This is a genomic window from uncultured Roseobacter sp., assembly GCF_947496515.1.
Classification (GTDB): Bacteria; Pseudomonadota; Alphaproteobacteria; order Rhodobacterales; family Rhodobacteraceae; genus Roseobacter.
In genome coordinates this window covers 152,417-170,856 of record NZ_CANMDB010000004.1, presented here as the reverse complement: position 1 = coordinate 170,856, position 18,440 = coordinate 152,417, and the positions used below count along the sequence as shown (strand labels likewise).

The window sequence follows — 18,440 nt, the reverse complement described above, 5'->3', positions numbered from 1 at the left end:
TGAGATGAGCGCCATCGATACCCTGCCCCCGCTGCGCGAGGTCATCGCCACCCACGGTCTGAGTGCGCGCAAATCGCTCGGCCAGAACTTCCTGCTGGATCTGAACCTGACCGCCAAGATCGCGCGCGCCGCGGGCGATCTGCAGAGCTGCGACGTGCTGGAGGTCGGCCCCGGCCCCGGCGGGCTGACCCGCGGGCTGCTGGCCGAAGGCGCACGCCACGTGCTGGCCATCGAAAAGGACCGCCGCTGCCAACCGGCGCTGGCGGAGATTGCGGCCGCCTATCCGGGCAGGCTCACGGTGCTGGAAGGCGACGCGCTGGAGATCCATCCGCTGGCGCATCTCACCCCGCCCATCAAGGTGGCGGCCAACCTGCCCTATAACGTCGGAACGGAGTTGCTGGTGCGCTGGCTGACGCCGCCCGCGTGGCCGCCTTTCTGGCAGAGCCTGACCCTGATGTTTCAGCGCGAGGTCGCCGCGCGCATCGTGGCCCAGCCGGGCAACAAGGCCTACGGGCGTCTCGCGGTGCTGGCCCAGTGGCGCAGTGATGCCCGCATTGCCCTGCAGCTGCCGCCCGAGGCGTTTACGCCACCGCCCAAGGTTTCCAGCAGCGTCGTTCATCTGGAGGCGCTGCCCGCACCGCGCTACCCCGCGGATGCAGATGTCCTGAGCCGTGTGGTGGCCGCCGCCTTCAACCAGCGGCGCAAGATGCTGCGCGCGGCCCTGAAGGGCGTGACACCTGATCTGGAGGATCGGTTGCGCGCTGCGGGGATCTCGCCCACGGAGCGGGCCGAGCAGATCCCGGTGGAGGGGTTCTGCGCGCTCGCCCGAGAAGTGGCGAAAACCTGAGAACCCCTATTCCGCGGCTTTCGGCGCATCCCCACCCGGCTGATCACCGCCGGACCCGTCAGCGCTCGGCACGTCAGACGTGGCCGCATCGGATTTCGGCTTGTCGGACTTCGGATTGTCGGGCTTTTGACCGTCCGTTTTGGCGCGCGGTTTGCGGCGCGGGCTGCGCTTGGGTTTGGGCTGGCTCTCGGGTGTTTCCACCAGCGTGCTCTCACCATCCTGCGGGGCATCGCCCCCCTGCGGTGGTTGCTGCTGCTGATGCTGGGCGTCGCGTTCCTGCCGTTCGGCGCGCTCGCGGTCGCGCTCGGCCTGCCGTTCGCGGTTCTGACGCTCCTGCTCTTCGCGGCGCGCCTCTATCTCGCGCTGCGCTTCCGACAGCATCCGCGTGTAATGCTCCGCGTGCTGCTGGAAGTTCTCCGCAGCGACCCGGTCGTTGCTCAGCTGCGCATCGCGCGTCAGCTGATTGTACTTCTCGATGATCTGCTGCGGCGTGCCGCGGACTTTGCCTTCCGGGCCCGAACTGTCGAACACGCGGTTGACGACATTGCCGCCCTGATTGCCATGGGACCGGTTGCGGTTGCTCTTGGAGCGGGACCGGGATCTCGATGATTTCATGAAGCTCGCTCAGCCTTCGTGCTGTGGATCGGTGGGCCGGATGCGCAAAGCGCCGTATCTGTTCCGGGGCGTCGATATGTTGGGCTTACCGCCGCGCGGGACCACCCTGGTGGGTCATCCACTGCTGCAACATGTTTGAATAAGCACGCAGCACCTCACGCTGCAAGAGGGAATACGGTTTTTTAGATAGATTTCCGAAGTTTTGCAGCGTTTTCAGCGCGTATCAGCCGGGTTTCGCCGCGGAAACCACCCTGTCGCGCCCACCCAGATCGGGGAGAATCGCCACCTCTCCCCACCCCTGGGCCGCAAAGATCGCGCGGACCGCTGCGCCCTGCTGCCAGCCGATTTCAACCAGCACGCGACCATTGGAATTCAGATACCCCTGTGCGTGTGCAGCAATGGTCCGGTAGACCGACAGCCCGTCGCCCTCGTCGGTCAGCGCAAGGCGCGGCTCATGCTCGCGCAGCTCCGGTTGAACCTCGTTCATCTCGTCGGCTGCCAGGTACGGCGGGTTCGACACGATCAGATCATAGCGCCCCTCCACCGCCTCGAACCAGTCTGATTGCACGACGCGCGCGCGGCCCGCAACCTCATGCCGGGCGGCATTGGCGCTGGCATGCAGGCAGGCGGCCTCGGACAGATCCACCGCCACCCCCCGCGCCTCCGGACGTTCGGCCAGCAGCGTCACGAGAATACAGCCAGAGCCGGTTCCCAGATCCAACACCGTGTCAAACGGCTGCGCCAAAGCTGCTTCGATCAGCGTCTCCGTCTCGGGCCGGGGGTCCAGCACATCGCGGCTGACCTCAAACTTGCGGCCGTAGAATTCCCGCGCGCCAATCAGCTGCGAGACAGGCACCCGCACGGCCCGCAGCGCCACGAGGTTGTCATAGCGTTCGGCGATCTCGGGGGCGATATCCTCGGGTGCGATCAGCGTGACGCGAGCTGCATCCACAGACGCCGCATGCGCCAGCAACACCCGCGCATCGCGCGCCGGATCCGGCACGCCCGCCGCCCGCAGCCGGGCGGTCGCTGCCACCATCGCCTCTGCCGCAGTCATTGGCCCATTTCCGCCATCTGCCGCGCCTGCGCATCAGCCGTCAGCGCATCCACGATTTCATCCAGATCGCCCTGCATCACCGCATCCAACCGATAGAGCGTCAGGTTGATCCGGTGATCGGTCATGCGCCCTTGCGGGAAATTATAGGTGCGGATCCGCTCCGACCGATCGCCTGATCCCACCTGCGCCGCCCGGTCCGCAGAGCGCGCGCTGTCGATCCGGCTGCGCTCCAGATCGTACAGCCGGGCGCGCAGCACCTGCATGGCAATATCGCGGTTGCGGTGCTGGGACTTTTCGGAACTGGTCACCACCAGCCCCGTGGGCAGATGCGTGATGCGCACCGCGGAATCGGTGGTGTTGACGTGCTGACCGCCCGCGCCCGAGGCACGCATGGTGTCGATGCGTATCTCCGCGGGGTCAATGGCGATGTCCACCTCTTCGGCTTCGGGCAGCACCGCTACCGTCGCCGCCGACGTATGGATGCGCCCGCCGCTTTCGGTGCTGGGGACCCGTTGAACCCGGTGCACGCCGCTTTCGAATTTCAACCGGGCAAAGACGCCCTCGCCCCTGATATGCGCCACCATTTCCTTGACACCGCCCAGCTCCGTCTCCTGCAACTCGATGATCTCGAAACCCCAGCCGTGGTCCTCTGCATAGCGCTGGTACATGCGCATCAGGTCACCGGCAAAAAGGGCGGCCTCATCGCCCCCGGTTCCGGGCCGGATCTCCAGCATCGCGGGGCGCGCATCGGCCTTGTCGCGCGGCAGCAGCGCCAGTTGCAACGCCGCCTCCGCCTCCGGCAGCGCGGCCTTCAGCCGCGGCAATTCCTCTTCGGCAAGGGCCGCCATATCAGGATCGCTGAGCATCTCCTGCGCCTCGGCCATATCCGCCACGAGCCGCTGGTAGGCGTTGATCTGCGCCACCACGGGCCGCAGATCGGCGTATTCCTTGGCCAGCGCCGCAATGTCCGCGGAAGGGTCGCCCGCTGACATGGCCGCTTCGAGGTATTCGAAACGGGCCGTAATCTGCTCCAATTGATGCACCGGGATCATGCAGCGTCTCTGAGGGATTGAAAGGCGTTGGTCAAGGCCCCGGCACGTGCTAATCTTGGGCCCATGAAACGCCTGAGCCTGCTTCTGATTTGTGCGGCCCTGCCGGGGGTTGCGGATGTAACCAGCCCCAGCGGCAAGACCGTGGATTGCTACTGCACGGACACCGGCGGCGCCCGGATCGAGCTGGGTCAGACCATCTGCCTGCAGGTGGACGGGCGGATGTTCATGGCGCAGTGCCAGATGTCGCTCAACGTGCCCATGTGGCGCGAGGTGCAGCAGGGGTGCCTGTCCTCCTCGCTGGGCGGCTCACTGCACGGCGGCGATCACCCGCTCCAGTCGTTTGCGGTTGACCCCCAGATCTGACGCCCCGTATTTTAACCGCGCGAAGAGACGGATCTGATCTCCCTGCAGGTCCACCGTGGTGAAATCCGGAAACCCGAAGACAGCCGAGCGGGTCACGTAGGTAACGCGCCCGGCCTCGGGCGATCCTGCCAGAACCTGCGTGCGCGGCAGGGCCCGCATCTCTGCATCAATGGCCTGCATCAGGGCCGCGTCCCCCTCCAGCACGCGCACAGCACTCCCCGCCAGATCCGCGTTCTCCGTCTGGTCAACGGGCTGATGCCAGGCCTGCGGGTCAATCGGCGCCAGCCGTACGTAGGCCATCCCCGCCAACGCCATCAGTAGCAACACTGCCACAATCGTCATGCCCATCCGCCGTCTCCCTGTCACCGCTCTGGTCTCCGTCCGAAAGCGACGTTAACCAATATTAACGCCGCCGGTTGAATGCTTGGCACTACTCCCATAGGCACGCCACCAACGCAGTAAATTCTTGCAAAAAGTGATATAAAACGATGAAAAAATTCTATCTCCTGCCCGCCGCCCTGCTTTGCGCAGCCTGTGCCAAAGGGCCCGATTCCATCGCACCAGTCAGCATGGGCAACGCTTTTGCCGCGACCAGCTGCACCGACGCCCGCAACCAACTGGCCGAGGAACAGGAAATTCTCGCCGCACTGGAGCAAAAGCAACGCAACGCCCAGACCGGCGATGCCATCGGTGTCTTCCTCATCCTCGTACCCGTCAGCTCCATCACCGGCAATGATGTAGAAGGCGAACTGGCCACGTCCAAGGGCAAGGTCATCGCGCTGGAAAACCGCCTGCGCAACTGCTGAAGATAAGATCCGGTCGGCTCTTGCGGGGCGACCGGACCAACACGCCCGCGGGCGTGCCGCAGGCTCAGCGGTACTTGACCCCGGGCAATACGCACAGCAGCTCGAACATCAGGTTCGCGGCCACCAGCGCCGTGTTGCCGGTGGTATCATAGGGCGGCGACACCTCCACCATATCGCAGCCCACGATGTTGAGCCCCTTGAGCGCGCGAATAAGCTCCATCGCCTGCGGCGTGGTCAGCCCGCCAATCTCCGGCGTGCCGGTGCCGGGGGCAAAGGCCGGATCCAGACTGTCGATGTCGAAACTCACATACGTGGGCTGATCGGGTCCGATGTCGCGCCGCACCTCGCCGCCCAACGTCGACAGGCTGCGGTGCCATAGCTCCTGTGCGGGAAACTGCTGAAAGCCCCAGCCCTGCGCCTCGGTGAAATCCTCCGCCGTATACCCCGTGCCGCGCAGCCCGATCTGATAGGTCTTCTCGGGCAGGATCAGCCCTTCCTCATGGGCGCGGCGGAACACCGTGCCGTGGGTCTCGCGCTCACCGAACATCTCTTCGTTCACGTCCGAATGCGCATCCACATGCACCAGCGCCACCGGCCCGTGGCGTTTGTGCATCGCGCGCAGAATGGGCAGCGTGATGGAATGATCACCTCCGATGGCCATGGGCATCGCGTCATAATCAAGGATCGCCTCGTAGCTCTCGTGGATGATCCGCAGGCTGTCTTTCAGCGAGAACGTATTGATCGCCAGATCGCCAATGTCTGCCACCTGCAGGCTGTCGAAGGGCGCCGCCCCCGTGCCGATGTGATAAGGCCGGATCATCGCGCTCTGGCTGCGGACCTCCTTGGGCCCGAACCGCGTGCCCGACCGCCAGGAGGTACCGATATCCATCGGAATGCCCAGCACCGCCACATCGAGCCCTTTGAGGTCGTTGACGAACGGCAGCCGCATAAAGCTGCCGGGCCCCGAGAACCGGGCCAGATCATTGCCGCTGATGGGTTTGTTCTTCTGTCTGCTCATTCTTCACTCTCTTGTCGCATGCGCCAACCGAGAAGGCTCAGCAATTCAGTTGCCACATGGGCGCCCGCGATTGCCGTCGCGCCGGTTGTATCGAAGGGGGGCGAAACCTCAACCACATCGCCGCCCCGGATGTTGATCCCCGCCAGCCCCCGCAGCATCGCCGCCGCCTGGGCAGAGGTCAGCCCGCCCCACACGGGCGTGCCGGTACCGGGGGCAAAGGCCGGATCCAGCGCGTCGATGTCAAAACTCAGATAGCAGGGGCGGTTGCCCAGGATCTCCCTGACGCGCGCAACCACCGCTTGCGGACCGATGCGGTGCACCTCTGCTGCGTCGATGATGTTCACGCCAAGGGTGTCTGCATTGGTCGTGCGGATACCCACCTGCACGGAGGTCGCAGGATCCACCAGCCCTGATTTGACCGCCTTGTAGAACATGGTGCCGTGATCCACCCGGGCCATATCATCATCCGCCCAGGTATCCGTGTGCGCGTCGAACTGCAGCAGGCTGACGGGCCCGTAAACCTCTGCATAGGCCTTGAGGATGGGAAAGCTGATATAGTGATCCCCACCCAGCACGACGCTGGCAGCACCCGCTTGCAATATCCCGCGGATATGCTCGGTCAATGCACCGGGAAAGGCCGGGATATTGGCATAATCGAATGCCAGATCCCCGTAATCCACAATCACCCGCTCGCTCAGCACATCAAAAGGCCAGCCATAGGGCGCATCGGGTGCCTGCAAGCTGCTGGCCTCGCGGATCGCCCGTGGCCCCAGGCGCGTGCCGGGCCGGTTAGTCACCGCCTGATCGAAGGGCACGCCCGTTACGGCAATGTCCACCCCGCTCAGGTCCTTGGTATAGCGCCGCCGCAGAAACGACAGCGCACCGCCAAAGGTCAGCTCGAAACTGGGGCCTTTGGGATCCTCCCGCGTAAAGGCGTGATCCATCTGGCTCTTGGCATCTTCCAGCGCCATGGGCTAGCGCTGCACCGGTTGGGCGCGCTCCACCAGCCGGGCAAAGAAGGAGGCACCGATCGGCGCTATCTCATCGTTGAAGTTATACTTGGGATGGTGCACGCCCGCCGTGTCGCCCTGCCCCAGCATCAGATAGGCCCCGGGCCGCGCCTCCAGCATGTAGGAGAAATCCTCCGCCCCCATCACCGGCGGGATGTCACTGTTGACCCCCGCCTCTCCGGCCACGTCATCCGCCACCTCGACCGCGAAATCAACAGCGCTGGCATGGTTCACCGTGGGTGGATAGCCGTAGTCGATCTCCAGCTCGGCGGTGAGACCAAAGGTCGCCGCCGTCCCCTCCACGATCTCCTGCATCCGCCGCACCGCCATGGCCTGCACCGCCTTGTCAAAGGTGCGCAGGGTACCATTGATATAGGCCATCTCCGGGATCACGTTGTCGGTTGTGCCGGTGTGGATCTGCGTGGTCGAGACCACCAGGCGGTCCATCGGGTTGCGGTTGCGGCTGACGATGGTCTGAAGCGCCTGAACCAGCGCACAGGCCGCCACCACCGGATCCACAGTGTCATGGGGCCGGGCCGCGTGCCCGCCCTTGCCGGTGATGTGGATGTGAAACGTATCAGCCGCGGCCATGATCGGCCCGGGCCGCGTGTTGAAGCTGCCAAAGGGTTTTCCGGGCGCGTTGTGGATCGCGTAGACTTGGGCAATGTCGAACCGGTCCATGATCCCTTCCTGCACCATGACCTCGCCCCCGCCGCCGTCTTCCTCCGCCGGTTGAAAGATCAGCGCCACACGGCCTGCGAAATTCCGGGTCTCGGCCAGATACTTCGCCGCCCCCAGCAGCATCGCGGTATGCCCGTCATGGCCGCAGGCATGCATCCGCCCCTCGTGGGTCGAAGCATAAGCCACCCCCGTTTCCTCCACGATGGGCAACCCGTCCATATCCGCGCGCAACCCGATGGTGGGCCCCTCGCCCTGCCCCTCGATGATGGCCACGATCCCGGTCTCCGCGATCCCCTCGTGCAGCGCATCCACGCCGAATTCGCGCAGCCGCTCCGCCACAAAACCCGCCGTCTTGTGACAGGCCAGCCCCAGCTCCGGGATGGTATGCAGATGCTGGCGCCACGCGGTGATCTCCGCACTCATATCGGCGATCCGGTTTACCACGGCCATGGGCTGGACTCCTGCGATGTTTGTTTGTCAGGTGCATCTGACACGACAGATGGGCGACCTGCAATGGCTGACGACCTGATACATGATCCCGACGCAGGCATCGAGCGTCTGCTGCTCATCATGCGCCGCCTGCGCGATCCCGACACGGGTTGTCCCTGGGACATCGAGCAGACATTCGACACCATCGCCCCCTACACCATCGAGGAAGCCTATGAGGTCGCCGACGCCATTCAGCGCGCCGACTGGCCCGAGCTGGAGGGGGAGCTGGGCGATCTGCTGTTGCAGACGGTCTACCACACGGCCATCGGCGAAGAGGCGGGGCATTTTTCGTTTCAATCGGTTGTGCAGGCCATCTCCGACAAGATGGTCGCGCGCCATCCGCATGTGTTCGGAGATCAGAGCCGGGACAAATCCGCCGAGCAGCAGACCGCGGATTGGGAGGCGATCAAAGCGGCGGAACGGGCGGGAAAAGAACAGCGCGGCACGCTTGACGGGGTGGCCATCGGGCTGCCTGCGCTGCTGCGCGCGGTCAAGCTGCAAAAGCGCGCCGCCCGCGTCGGGTTTGACTGGCCAGAGACGGATCAGGTGCTCGACAAACTCCGCGAAGAAGCCGCCGAACTGGTCGAGGCGCGCGACACGCTCACCGCCGACGCCATCGAGGACGAGATGGGCGATCTGCTCTTTGTCATGGCCAATCTCGCCCGCCATCTGGGCGTCGATCCCGAAGCCGCCCTGCGCCGCACCAATGCCAAGTTCACCGCGCGGTTTGAGGCGGTCGAGGCCCGGCTGGCCGAGCGCGGCAAGACCCCGTCCGAAAGCACGCTGGAGGAAATGGACGCGCTCTGGACCACCGTCAAGACCGCCGAACACGCGCGCAAAAAGACGCCGCCACAGGACTAGACGATCTGGACAATCGCGGCACCGCTTGCGAGTGTCCGCGCTCAGTGCTCAGGAGACCCCATGCCCCCCCGCAAGATCATCATCGACACCGATCCCGGCCAGGATGACGCCGTCGCCATCCTGTTGGCACTGGCCAGCCCCGAAGAGATCGATGTGCTAGGTATCACCTGCGTCGCGGGCAATGTTCCGCTGGAGCTTACCTCGAAAAATGCCCTCAAAATCTGTGAGTTGGCGGGCAAATCTGATGTGAAGGTTTACGCTGGCTGCGACCGCCCGCTGGGCCGCGCACTGGTGACAGCAGAGCATGTGCACGGCAAAACCGGCCTTGACGGCCCGGACCTGCCCGACCCGACCATGCAGCTGCAGGAACAGCACGCAGTCGAGTATATCATCGACACCCTGAGCCGGGCAGAAGACAACTCCGTCACCCTCTGCCCGCTGGGACCCCTGACCAACATTGCCACGGTGCTGCAACGCGCGCCCGAACTGGCCACCAAAGTGACCCAGATCGTCCTGATGGGTGGCGCCTATTTCGAAGTGGGTAACATCACCCCCACGGCTGAGTTTAACATTTACGTCGACCCGGAAGCCGCTGATATCGTTTTTAAATCAGGCATTAACCTCGTGGTCATGCCGCTGGATGTCACCCACAAGGCGCTGGTCACCGCCGCCCGTAACGAGGCCTTCCGCGCCTTGGGCAACCCCGCAGGCATCGCCGTGGCGCAAATGACCGAATTCTTCGAACGCTTCGACCGGGAGAAATACGGCTCCGACGGCGCCCCCCTGCACGATCCTTGCGTGACCGCCTATCTGGTCAGGCCGGATCTTTTCACCGGGCGGCACATCAACGTCGAGATCGAAACCCGGTCCGAGCTTACCATGGGCATGACCGTCGCTGACTGGTGGGGCGTGACCAACCGCACCCCCAACGCGCTCTTCATCGGGGATCTCAACGCCGACGGCTTCTTTACCCTGCTCACCGACCGGCTGGCCCGGCTGTGAGCGCTGCCCTCACCCTGGCCACCACCGACCACATGGACCGTCTCGACCCGCTGGTCGCGGCCTTTCATACCGAACACGGCATCGCCCTGAGCGATGAGGCCCGCCGCGCCGGGATCGCCCCGCTGCTGGAGGGCTCGCCCCACGGTGCTGCCTATCTCATCGGACCACCCCGCGCGCCCATCGGCTATGTGGTGATCACCTTCGGCTGGTCGCTGGAATTCGGCGGTCTGGACGGGTTCGTGGACGAAATCTACATCCGCCCCGGCGTGCGCGGACGGGGCATCGCCTCGGAAACCCTGCAAAGCCTGCCCCGCGCACTGGCGGGCGCCGGGCTCAAGGCGCTCCATCTGGAGGTTCAGCGCAGCGACAGCCCGACACAAGGGCTCTACACCCGCGCCGGGTTCTCCCCCCGCGACGACTACATGCTGATGACGCGCCGGTTCTAAACCACAGCCGCAAGCCCTATATTCATCCCATGCGCTTCACCGCCCCTTTCGACAACAGCTACGCCGCCCTGCCGCCGCAGTTCTACACCCGGCTCGACCCCACGCCGGTCGCAGCACCCGCACTGCTGGCCTACAACTCCGCGCTGGCCAAACGCCTCCGCCTGCCGGAGGCGGACGACGCCACGCTCGCCGCCGTCTTTTCGGGCCAGACCGTGCCCGACGGCGCGGCCCCCCTCGCACAGCTCTACGCCGGGCACCAGTTCGGCAATTTCAACCCGCAGCTCGGCGATGGCCGCGCGATCCTGCTGGGTGAAACCGTGGGCACCGATGGCATCCGCCGCGACATCCAGCTCAAAGGCTCCGGGCCCACCCCCTACAGCCGCATGGGCGACGGGCGCGCCTGGCTGGGCCCGGTCCTGCGCGAATACGTGATCTCGGAGGCGATGCACGCCCTGGGCATCCCCACGACCCGCGCGCTGGCCGCCACGCTGACCGGCGAGGATGTGATCCGCGAAACCGTCCTCCCCGGCGCGGTGCTCACCCGCGTGGCGCGCAGCCACCTGCGCGTGGGCACCTTTCAGGTCTTCGCGCACCGCGGCCAGCGCGCAGAGCTTGCGCAGCTCACCGATTACGCCATCGCCCGCCACTACCCCGACGCCCGCGGCCCCATGGATCTGCTGCGCGCCGTCTGCGCCGCCCAGGCGGAGCTGATCGCCGCCTGGATGTCCGTGGGCTTCATCCACGGGGTCATGAACACCGACAATTGCACCATTTCGGGCGAGACCATCGACTACGGGCCCTGCGCGTTTCTTGACAGTTATTTCGCCAACCAGGTGTTCAGCTCCATCGACCAGATGGGCCGCTACGCCTATTCGAACCAGCCGCGCATCGCCGTCTGGAACATGGCGCAACTGGCCACGTCGCTGCTGCAGCAGCTGGAGGATCCCGCGGCGGGCGTCGAAGAAGCGACGGAGATCGTGCACGCCATGCCAGCCCGGATCGAGACTGCCTGGCGCGCGCGTTTCGGGGCCAAACTGGGGCTGAGCCAGCCCTCGGAGGAGGACGCCGCGCTGATCTCGGACCTGCTGGATCTGATGCAATCCGCCCATGCCGATTTCACCAATACCTTCGACGCCCTCGCCCGAGGCCCGGCCGACGCGCCCGGCAGCACAGCACGCGACCAGTTCACCGACCGCGACGCATTTGACGCCTGGGCCACCCGCTGGCAGGCCCGCCTGGCGCAGGAAACCACCCCCCACGAGATGATGCAGGCCGCCTCCCCGCGCGTGATCCCCCGCAACCACCGGATCGAAGAGATGATCGCCGCCGCCATCGCGGGCGACATGGCCCCGTTCGAGCGGCTGATAACGGCGCTAACCGATCCCTTCGCAACCACGGATCTGGACCTGATGCGCCCGCCGACACCGGCGCAGGCCGTGCCCGCCACCTTCTGCGGCACCTGACCCGCCCCACCGCCGGACATCGCGCACCCGGCCCAAAAGCTCTTTCATCTTGCCAAATAAACTCAAACGGCACTGCCGCCCGAAGCCGCCGCTGCCGCCCGCATCAACGCGGGCCCACACGCCCCGGGCGGCTCTACCCCCTGCGCGCAGGCCGACGGTTGATCAGATAGATCCCCGCCGCCACCAACACCAGCGCCAGCCACACCTGTACCCCCACCGCCTCGCCCAGCAAAAGCCACCCCAGCAGCACCGCAAAGACCGGTGACAGAAAGCTGAAAGACGCCACCGAGGACGCCGGATAAAGCGACATCAGCCAGAACCACGCCAGAAACCCCAGGCTCGCCACGGCAACGATCTGAAACAGCAGCCCGGCGATATGGATGGGCTGCAGATCACGGATCAGATCCCCAAAGAACAGCGACGCCACCAGCAGCAACGGTGCCGAGACCACCACCTGAAACATCAACTGCTGCGCGGGCGGCACGGTGCTCAGCGGCGTGATCTTGACACACAGCGCAATGCCCGCCCAGCAGACCGCAGAGGTCAGCGCCAGCAGATCCCCCAGCAGGAATGCACCCCCATCGCTCCGGTCCAGCAGCGCCAGCGCGACACCGCCCATGGCGAGCCCCAAGCCCACCAGGCGCGCCCCGCTCAGCCGGTCGCCCGGCAGCAGAAAATGGCTCGCAATGGCCAGCCACACGGGCATGGAATAAAAGATCACCGACGCCCGGCTTACCGTCGTCAGATCAAGCGCTACGAAAAGACACATGAACTCCAGCGCAAAGAGGCTGCCGGAAAAGATCCCCGCAGCCAGTGCCGCCCGGGGTACGCGCCAGGGGATCCCCCGCGCCCACATCCAGAGCGCCAGAACCAAAACGGCCCCGGCTGACCGAAGACCTGCGGCGAACACCGGATCAAACCCGCCGTTCGTCACCTTGATCACCACCTGATTGAACCCCAGCTGAAGCGCGAAACCCGTCAGCGCCAGCGCCCCGAAGGCGTCCATGTTGGTTTTGCGTTCCACAGGAGCACAAGGTGCCGCGGGCCGGTGAATGTCAATTCACCGGCCCGCTCTTTTTCCTCGAAATCAGGCCGCGTGCTGGCCGCCTCGGCTTGGCTTGGCACCGCTGCCCCCGGGGCCGCCGGGCTTGCCACCGCGCCGCCGTCTGCGCCGACCCGCACCCGGCTTGGCCGCCTGCGGCTGCCCGCCCGGCCGTCCGCCACCCGCCTGGGCACCGCCCCCCTGACCGCGCCCGCGGCCCCGGTTGCGCCCCTTGGGTTTGGTACCTTCGGGCAGATCCGCAGCTTCCCAGGCCCGGCCCGATGCCACGGGAATGCTGATCCCCATTGTCTTCTGAATGGCCCTGAACTCACCCATCTCGTCGGGCGCACAGAACGCCACCGCGGCGCCGTCCTTGCCCGCGCGCGCCGTCCGCCCGATGCGGTGCACATAGTTGTCCGGCACATTCGGCAGGTCGTAGTTGTAGACATGCTTCACATCCGGGATATCGAGGCCCCGGGCGGCCACATCCGTGGCCACCAGCACCTTGATCTCGCCGGATTTGAAGGCCGCAATCGCCCGGTCCCGCTGACCCTGGCTCTTGTTGCCGTGGATGGAGCCCGCCGCATAGCCCGCCTTCACCAGCGTTTTCATCAGCTTTTCGGAGCCGTGTTTGGTGCGGCCAAACACCAGCGCGCGTTCCTCGCGGTGGCCGTCCAGCAGCTCGATCAGCAGGCCGGCCTTTTCCGCCTTGGCGATAAAGTGCACCTCCTGCGTGACCTTGTCCGCCGCCTTGCCAGGGGGCGAGACCTCCACCCGCATGGGGCTGCGCAGGTAGCTCTGCGCCAGCTCGTTCATCTGTTTGGGCATGGTGGCCGAAAACAGCATGGTCTGGCGCTCCTTGGGGATCACATTCGCGATCTTGCGCAGATCGTGGATAAAGCCCATGTCGAGCATCTGATCCGCCTCATCCAGCACCAGAAACGTCGCCTCCTCCAGCCGCACCGCGCGCCGGTCCATCAGGTCCAGCAAGCGCCCCGGCGTGGCCACCAGAAGATCGACACCCCGCTCCAGCCGCTTGATCTGGTTGTTGATGGACTGACCGCCCACCACCATGGCCACCTTGATCGGCGTGCGTTCGGCAAAGGCCCGCAGGTTGACGCTGATCTGCGTCGCCAGCTCCCGCGTCGGTGCCAGCACCAGACCGCGGACCGAGCGTGGCGCAGGGCGCCCCTCCAGCTCCAGCATCTGTGCGACCAGCGGCACACCAAAGGCCGCCGTCTTGCCGGTGCCGGTCTGCGCCAGACCCATCACGTCGCGCCCGTTCAGCGCATGGGGAATGGCCTGTTTCTGAATGGGCGTCGGGTCCTTCAACCCCATGTCATTCAACCGTGCCACCAGTTGCGGCGGCAGGTCCATCATATCGAAATCACTCATCTTTTTCTTTCCGACGCGCACCCATTCGGGGGCACGCGCACTCGTTTGCTGTGCCCATCCCGGGCACCGCTTGGGGACGCATGTCGGATCGCGGGCACAGGCCATCTGCCTGCCGCCCGTCCGCAGCGTTTGCACCCACGCGTGATTTTGGGAACAGTGGCGGGCCTTTTGGATTGCGCACACAACCGAGATCTTTTCCCGGGGGCGCACAAGACTGCTCACGCGGCAGAAGACGTCACCTTAAGCCCCACATGAGGCCCCGGCAGGCCAAAGTCAAGCGTCCTGCGCAAAAGGCATCTGGAGGCCGCGGCCAAATGCCGCTAAAAGATGGCTCCACGCAAAAGGGCAGGCCGATGGGCAAGAGCATTATTTCCCGCTGCGAGGCCAAAGGGCTGCGCATGACCGATCAGCGGCGCGTCATCGCCCGCGTGCTGGAGCAAAGCGCCGATCACCCCGATGTGGAGGAGCTTTATACCCGCGCCTCCGCCGTCGATGCGGGCATCTCCATCGCCACGGTCTACCGCACCGTGAAGCTGTTCGAGGAAGCGGGCCTGCTCGACAAGCTCGAGTTTGGCGACGGTCGCGCCCGCTACGAGGACGCCGAGCGGGACCACCATGACCACCTGATCGACATCAATTCAGGCGAGGTGATCGAGTTCGTCGACGCGGAGATCGAAGCGCTTCAGGACCGCATCGCGCGCAAACTGGGCTATGAGCTGCGCGGCCACCGGCTGGAGCTATACGGCGTGCCGCTCAAGAAAGACTGAGGCCACCTGAAGGCCAGGACCCGTCGGCACCAACCGGTCTAGCCGCGCGCTTCCCTGAACGCGATCATAGCCCGACGATCGGCCAAACCGAAGGGGCACCCCCCGCGGCCAAGGCAGGTCTTTGCCGGGACGCAAATTCCGGACCACGAAAAGATCACGGGTAAACGGCCCGGGGTAACACCCGTTGCCGCACAATTCCTATGCGGGGCCAGCATCCTCGGCACTGTGGGTGATTTCATAACAGGACAGCGGAACGGTACCTGCCAGATGTGGTAGGGTGTCAGAAACCCGAGTAACTGACCTGTGGTGGTCCGGCCAGAGGGCAAGCACCGTCCGCGCACCTCAAGGCGCATATTGCCATGAAATCAGAACCCAGGAGGCCGCCGCGGTTCAGCAGATCTTCACGGCAAAGAGGCATTGGACAGTCTGGGGCGCGGTTCCGGCTCCGATGCACATAGCTCAAGTCGGTCACATCCGCGCAACTATGTTCGCACGTCAGCATACCGGCATATGCCGCCTTCCTGATAAGAAGTCTCGTTACGCCGCGACCTCCTGATTTTGCGTGACCGCACCGCTGGCAGCGCAACAGTCGTTTGTTGTGCCCTTTCTTAGATCGCGCAATCGCGGCTGACGCGATCCCGACCAGACTAAAATGGGCTCGAATCCAGCGCTCTGCGCTTCCAGAGTGCCGTCACGAGCGATACGCACCAGATCCCGAATGCTGCTATTAGTTTTTTACGGCCAGGTGACGTTTGCGCCACGAAAGCAGCAACCCATTTCGCCCTCTCCGGCGCTTGATGGCGCCGTCCTCCGACATCCGGATCGCTGAAAGCACAGACCGAATTGCCGCGCCAATCTCCGCCACCGGCTTGGACAGGCTTGGGGGTCAAAGCCCGTTCTTCCCACATCTTCAGAGTACATATCCGGCGGATCTCATGGTCGCGCCGTGCCAAACGGATGCTTTTCCTCCGAAAGGGCGTAAGGCGCTGGTATCAAAAAACATCTTTACCCTGCGTGTCTCTTAGCGTTTGCCCATGGATCGCGCTGCATCCGCCTGAGAGAGCACCGCTATTCCGGCTCCAACACGCCATGTCCTCAACGTGGTCTGACACAGCGAAGGTGCAAAATTAACGGATCCTTGCCATAGACGACGCACAGCAATCAGGCCCGCGCGTCCCTCAGGTACTCCAGCCCGATCTCACCGTGCTTTTCCAGAAAACCAAGGCCCATCTCGGTCATGAAATTGGCTTTCTCCTCGTCCAGCACAAGCTCGCCATCAACCACCGTGATCCCCTCGAACATCCGGCCATAGAACTGCTTGTCCCGCTCCGACATGACCCAGCCCTCATCAAAGGCGACCCCGTTCTCCGGCTTCACGACAAGCCCTGCGTCAGCCGTGTCCAGTGTCGCATAGGTTTTTTCGTAGTTGGCCGCGTGGACGCTGGCAAAAACTTCAACCTGAAGCCTCAGCTCACCCCGCTGGAACTCATCCCGGCGTTTCGCCAGAAGATCCGCGCGCATTGCGTCGAAATCGGCATCACTCAGGGGGTCACCAAGCGCGGTCGGTGTTTCGGTGGTGGCCGCATAGCGCTGAAAGGCCTCCTCTCGCGCCATGCCCATGGTATTCCGGATCATGCTGATTTGAGCATCGACCATCTGGTTGATCCGCGCGTCAGCCAGTTCCTCTTCCGACATGCCCACATATTGCTCACCGAACATGAAGGCTCTGACACCGCCAAGTTGCTCAGCGTCCAGCGACGCAAGCCGCGCGGTCAGGCCAAATTTGATCTCCAACCATCCGGCGTCGTGCGTGTCCTCCGACAGCGCACGGCGTTGCGCATCGGTCAGATCCCTGATCGTCGTCTCCTCGGGCAGCGCCTCGTCCGGCTCAAGCTCAAGATCGACAGCCACCATCTCCCGAAAGCTGGCGCCGACGGTCTCCAACTCGTTGCTGATCAGCGATTGGATCCTGTTCAGTATGTCCAGAGTTTTCTGGGACAGGGCCGCAGATACGGTCGGCGCCACCCTTGGATCGGCGTAGACGCCTGCCATGTCGGTGATCACGGCGGAGCTTAAGACACTCGCAGGTCCCGGCGCGGTCGCGAAAGGGTCCGCAGGCATATTCCGTCCGGCCGTCTGAAACAAGGACGTCGTATAGCTGCTGAGAGACTGGTTCACTTGCATAACACACCTCGCATTCGTCTGACAGGCCCTTCACCCGACTAGGTGCCAGCCTGCGTCGCCGACTTTAAAATCCGGTAAATCCCCCTCTCGCGGATCGCCAAAATGACACTTATTTCGTCACGCGCCGCCAGCACAATCGCAGGACCTGTCCTGTAATCCTTTCGTCACGAACCCCATCGCGCGCCCCGTTACCATACCCGTACCGACACGCGCACCGACGGAATACCGACGTCTTACCGACGTGATACCGATAGCCTCCTGCGCCTTCTTTACAACGGGCAAAGGCCGTTCTCACCCCGCGCTGCCGCCCGGCCCCGATCCCGTTGCGCGGTCCGTGCGTTAACCCTTTGTGCCCATCCGCCGATTGACCCGGGCGGGCGTTTCTGCGACCCCGCGATCAACCCCGGTAAAGGACACCCAATGGATAATCTGCGCGGCGCCGCCTTCATGGTGTTGGCCATGCTTGCCTTCGCCCTGGAAGACATGCTGATCAAGCTCATGGCGAGCGCCCTGCCCGTCGGTCAGATCGTCGGCATGCTGGGGCTGGGCAGTGCCCTCATCGTGGGCCCGCTCCTGCTGTGGCAGCGCCAGCCACTTCTGTCGCGTGACATGCTGACCCCCGCCATCGGCCTGCGGGCCTTGGGCGAACTGATCGGCACGCTGGGCTTTGTCACTGCCATCGCGCTTATCCCGCTTTCGACCGCTTCGGCCATTCTGCAGGCCACCCCGCTCTTTGTGACACTGGGGGCTGCACTCTTTCTGGGAGAGACCGTGGGCTGGCGTCGCTGGGCGGCCATTCTGGTCGGGTTTTTCGGCGTCATGCTGATCATCAGACCGGGGATGGAGGGGTTCAGCTGGCTCTCGCTCTTTGCCGTCCAGGGCGTCATCGGCCTTGGCCTGCGCGATCTCGCGACCCGGCGCGTGCCGCCACAAACCTCCTCCATGCAGTTGAGTTTCCTGGCTTTTCTGGTGCTGATCCCGGCGTCTGCCCTGCTGATGTGGGCCAATGACACCGCCTTTGTCGCCCCGTCCCCCACCGACTGGGTCCGGCTCGCCATCACGGTGCTGATCCAGACCGTCGCCTATTACGGCATCGTCACCGCCATGCGTGTGGGAGAGGTCGGGTTCGTCACGCCCTTCCGCTACAGCCGCATCCTCTTTGCTCTGGTCATCGGCATCGTCGTCTTCTCCGAACGGCCCGACAGCCTCACCCTGATCGGCGCTGCAATCATCGTGTCTTCGGGGCTCTATACGCTCTGGCGGGAACGGAATGTTCGCGCTAACGGTCCCTGAGCCTTTCCATGTGCGCCGCGGCCCGATAAGACACCGGTAACACTGACCT

19 protein-coding genes are annotated in these 18,440 nt (G+C 64.6%); 9 read left to right on the top strand and 10 right to left on the bottom strand.

Annotated elements, in window-relative coordinates; all coding sequences use genetic code 11:
* Positions 1 to 4: 4 nt before the first annotated feature.
* A complete protein-coding gene (gene rsmA, locus Q1A53_RS09655) occupies positions 5 to 847 on the top strand; it encodes a 16S rRNA (adenine(1518)-N(6)/adenine(1519)-N(6))-dimethyltransferase RsmA (RefSeq protein ID WP_299965650.1) in 843 nt (280 codons plus the stop codon).
* 6 nt (positions 848 to 853) lie between these two features.
* On the opposite strand, the gene Q1A53_RS09650 is transcribed toward rsmA, so the two are convergent.
* From Q1A53_RS09650 to prfA, 3 genes are all read right to left on the bottom strand, one after another.
* Entirely contained in the window at positions 854 to 1,462 is a 609-nt protein-coding gene (locus Q1A53_RS09650) for a DUF4167 domain-containing protein (protein ID WP_299965647.1), read from the bottom strand.
* Between the two features lie 223 nt (positions 1,463 to 1,685).
* Entirely contained in the window at positions 1,686 to 2,519 is an 834-nt protein-coding gene (gene prmC, locus Q1A53_RS09645; RefSeq protein WP_299965645.1) for a peptide chain release factor N(5)-glutamine methyltransferase, read from the bottom strand.
* On the bottom strand, positions 2,516 to 3,571 hold the full coding sequence (gene prfA, locus Q1A53_RS09640) for a peptide chain release factor 1 (RefSeq protein WP_299965643.1): 1,056 nt from the start codon (positions 3,569 to 3,571) through the stop codon (positions 2,516 to 2,518). The genes prmC and prfA overlap by 4 nt, the downstream gene beginning before the upstream one ends.
* A 63-nt stretch (positions 3,572 to 3,634) precedes the next feature.
* On the opposite strand from prfA, the gene Q1A53_RS09635 reads away from it, so the two are divergent.
* Entirely contained in the window at positions 3,635 to 3,934 is a 300-nt protein-coding gene (locus tag Q1A53_RS09635) for a hypothetical protein (RefSeq protein WP_299965641.1), read from the top strand.
* Here the strand turns inward: Q1A53_RS09635 and Q1A53_RS09630 are convergent.
* A complete protein-coding gene (locus Q1A53_RS09630; RefSeq protein WP_299965639.1) occupies positions 3,878 to 4,282 on the bottom strand; it encodes a DUF1499 domain-containing protein in 405 nt (134 codons plus the stop codon). The genes Q1A53_RS09635 and Q1A53_RS09630 overlap by 57 nt on opposite strands.
* A 140-nt stretch (positions 4,283 to 4,422) precedes the next feature.
* Here Q1A53_RS09630 and Q1A53_RS09625 point away from each other — a divergent pair, with 140 nt between their 5' ends.
* Positions 4,423 to 4,740: a hypothetical protein gene (locus Q1A53_RS09625; protein ID WP_299965637.1), complete on the top strand. Its 318-nt coding sequence runs from the start codon at positions 4,423 to 4,425 to the stop codon at positions 4,738 to 4,740.
* Positions 4,741 to 4,804: 64 nt separating this feature from the next.
* On the opposite strand, the gene speB (Q1A53_RS09620) is transcribed toward Q1A53_RS09625, so the two are convergent.
* Genes speB (Q1A53_RS09620) through Q1A53_RS09610 form a run of 3 tightly spaced genes read right to left on the bottom strand, consistent with a single transcriptional unit; the run spans position 4,805 to position 7,899 of the window.
* On the bottom strand, positions 4,805 to 5,758 hold the full coding sequence (gene speB / locus Q1A53_RS09620; protein ID WP_299965635.1) for an agmatinase: 954 nt from the start codon (positions 5,756 to 5,758) through the stop codon (positions 4,805 to 4,807).
* The gene (speB, locus tag Q1A53_RS09615; protein WP_299965633.1) at positions 5,755 to 6,729 is read right to left on the bottom strand and encodes an agmatinase; all 975 of its coding nucleotides are present in this window, start codon (positions 6,727 to 6,729) and stop codon (positions 5,755 to 5,757) included. Before speB (Q1A53_RS09615) ends, speB (Q1A53_RS09620) begins: the two co-directional genes overlap by 4 nt.
* Positions 6,730 to 6,732: 3 nt before the next feature.
* Entirely contained in the window at positions 6,733 to 7,899 is a 1,167-nt protein-coding gene (locus Q1A53_RS09610) for a M20 aminoacylase family protein (RefSeq protein ID WP_299965631.1), read from the bottom strand.
* 63 nt (positions 7,900 to 7,962) lie between these two features.
* Here Q1A53_RS09610 and mazG point away from each other — a divergent pair, with 63 nt between their 5' ends.
* Genes mazG through Q1A53_RS09590 form a run of 4 tightly spaced genes read left to right on the top strand, consistent with a single transcriptional unit; the run spans position 7,963 to position 11,710 of the window.
* Positions 7,963 to 8,799, top strand: a complete 837-nt coding sequence (gene mazG, locus Q1A53_RS09605; protein ID WP_299965628.1) for a nucleoside triphosphate pyrophosphohydrolase — start codon at positions 7,963 to 7,965, stop codon at positions 8,797 to 8,799.
* 60 nt (positions 8,800 to 8,859) lie between these two features.
* The gene (locus Q1A53_RS09600) at positions 8,860 to 9,801 is read left to right on the top strand and encodes a nucleoside hydrolase (protein WP_299965625.1); all 942 of its coding nucleotides are present in this window, start codon (positions 8,860 to 8,862) and stop codon (positions 9,799 to 9,801) included.
* A complete protein-coding gene (locus tag Q1A53_RS09595; RefSeq protein ID WP_299965622.1) occupies positions 9,798 to 10,247 on the top strand; it encodes a GNAT family N-acetyltransferase in 450 nt (149 codons plus the stop codon). Before Q1A53_RS09600 ends, Q1A53_RS09595 begins: the two co-directional genes overlap by 4 nt.
* A gap of 29 nt (positions 10,248 to 10,276) precedes the next feature.
* Complete coding sequence (locus Q1A53_RS09590) at positions 10,277 to 11,710, top strand: protein adenylyltransferase SelO (RefSeq protein WP_299965619.1); 1,434 nt, start codon at positions 10,277 to 10,279, stop codon at positions 11,708 to 11,710.
* Positions 11,711 to 11,843: 133 nt separating this feature from the next.
* Here the strand turns inward: Q1A53_RS09590 and Q1A53_RS09585 are convergent, their stop codons facing one another.
* Positions 11,844 to 12,734 (bottom strand): DMT family transporter, encoded by an 891-nt coding sequence (locus Q1A53_RS09585; RefSeq protein WP_299965616.1) that lies wholly within the window; start codon positions 12,732 to 12,734, stop codon positions 11,844 to 11,846.
* 63 nt (positions 12,735 to 12,797) lie between these two features.
* The gene (locus Q1A53_RS09580; protein WP_299965613.1) at positions 12,798 to 14,147 is read right to left on the bottom strand and encodes a DEAD/DEAH box helicase; all 1,350 of its coding nucleotides are present in this window, start codon (positions 14,145 to 14,147) and stop codon (positions 12,798 to 12,800) included.
* Between the two features lie 353 nt (positions 14,148 to 14,500).
* Here Q1A53_RS09580 and Q1A53_RS09575 point away from each other — a divergent pair, with 353 nt between their 5' ends.
* Positions 14,501 to 14,914, top strand: a complete 414-nt coding sequence (locus Q1A53_RS09575) for a Fur family transcriptional regulator (protein WP_299965610.1) — start codon at positions 14,501 to 14,503, stop codon at positions 14,912 to 14,914.
* A gap of 1,161 nt (positions 14,915 to 16,075) precedes the next feature.
* Here the strand turns inward: Q1A53_RS09575 and Q1A53_RS09570 are convergent.
* Positions 16,076 to 17,035: a hypothetical protein gene (locus Q1A53_RS09570; RefSeq protein ID WP_299965608.1), complete on the bottom strand. Its 960-nt coding sequence runs from the start codon at positions 17,033 to 17,035 to the stop codon at positions 16,076 to 16,078.
* A 483-nt stretch (positions 17,036 to 17,518) separates the two neighbouring features.
* Here Q1A53_RS09570 and Q1A53_RS09565 point away from each other — a divergent pair, with 483 nt between their 5' ends.
* The gene (locus Q1A53_RS09565) at positions 17,519 to 18,391 is read left to right on the top strand and encodes a DMT family transporter (protein ID WP_299965605.1); all 873 of its coding nucleotides are present in this window, start codon (positions 17,519 to 17,521) and stop codon (positions 18,389 to 18,391) included.
* Positions 18,392 to 18,440: the final 49 nt, after the last annotated feature.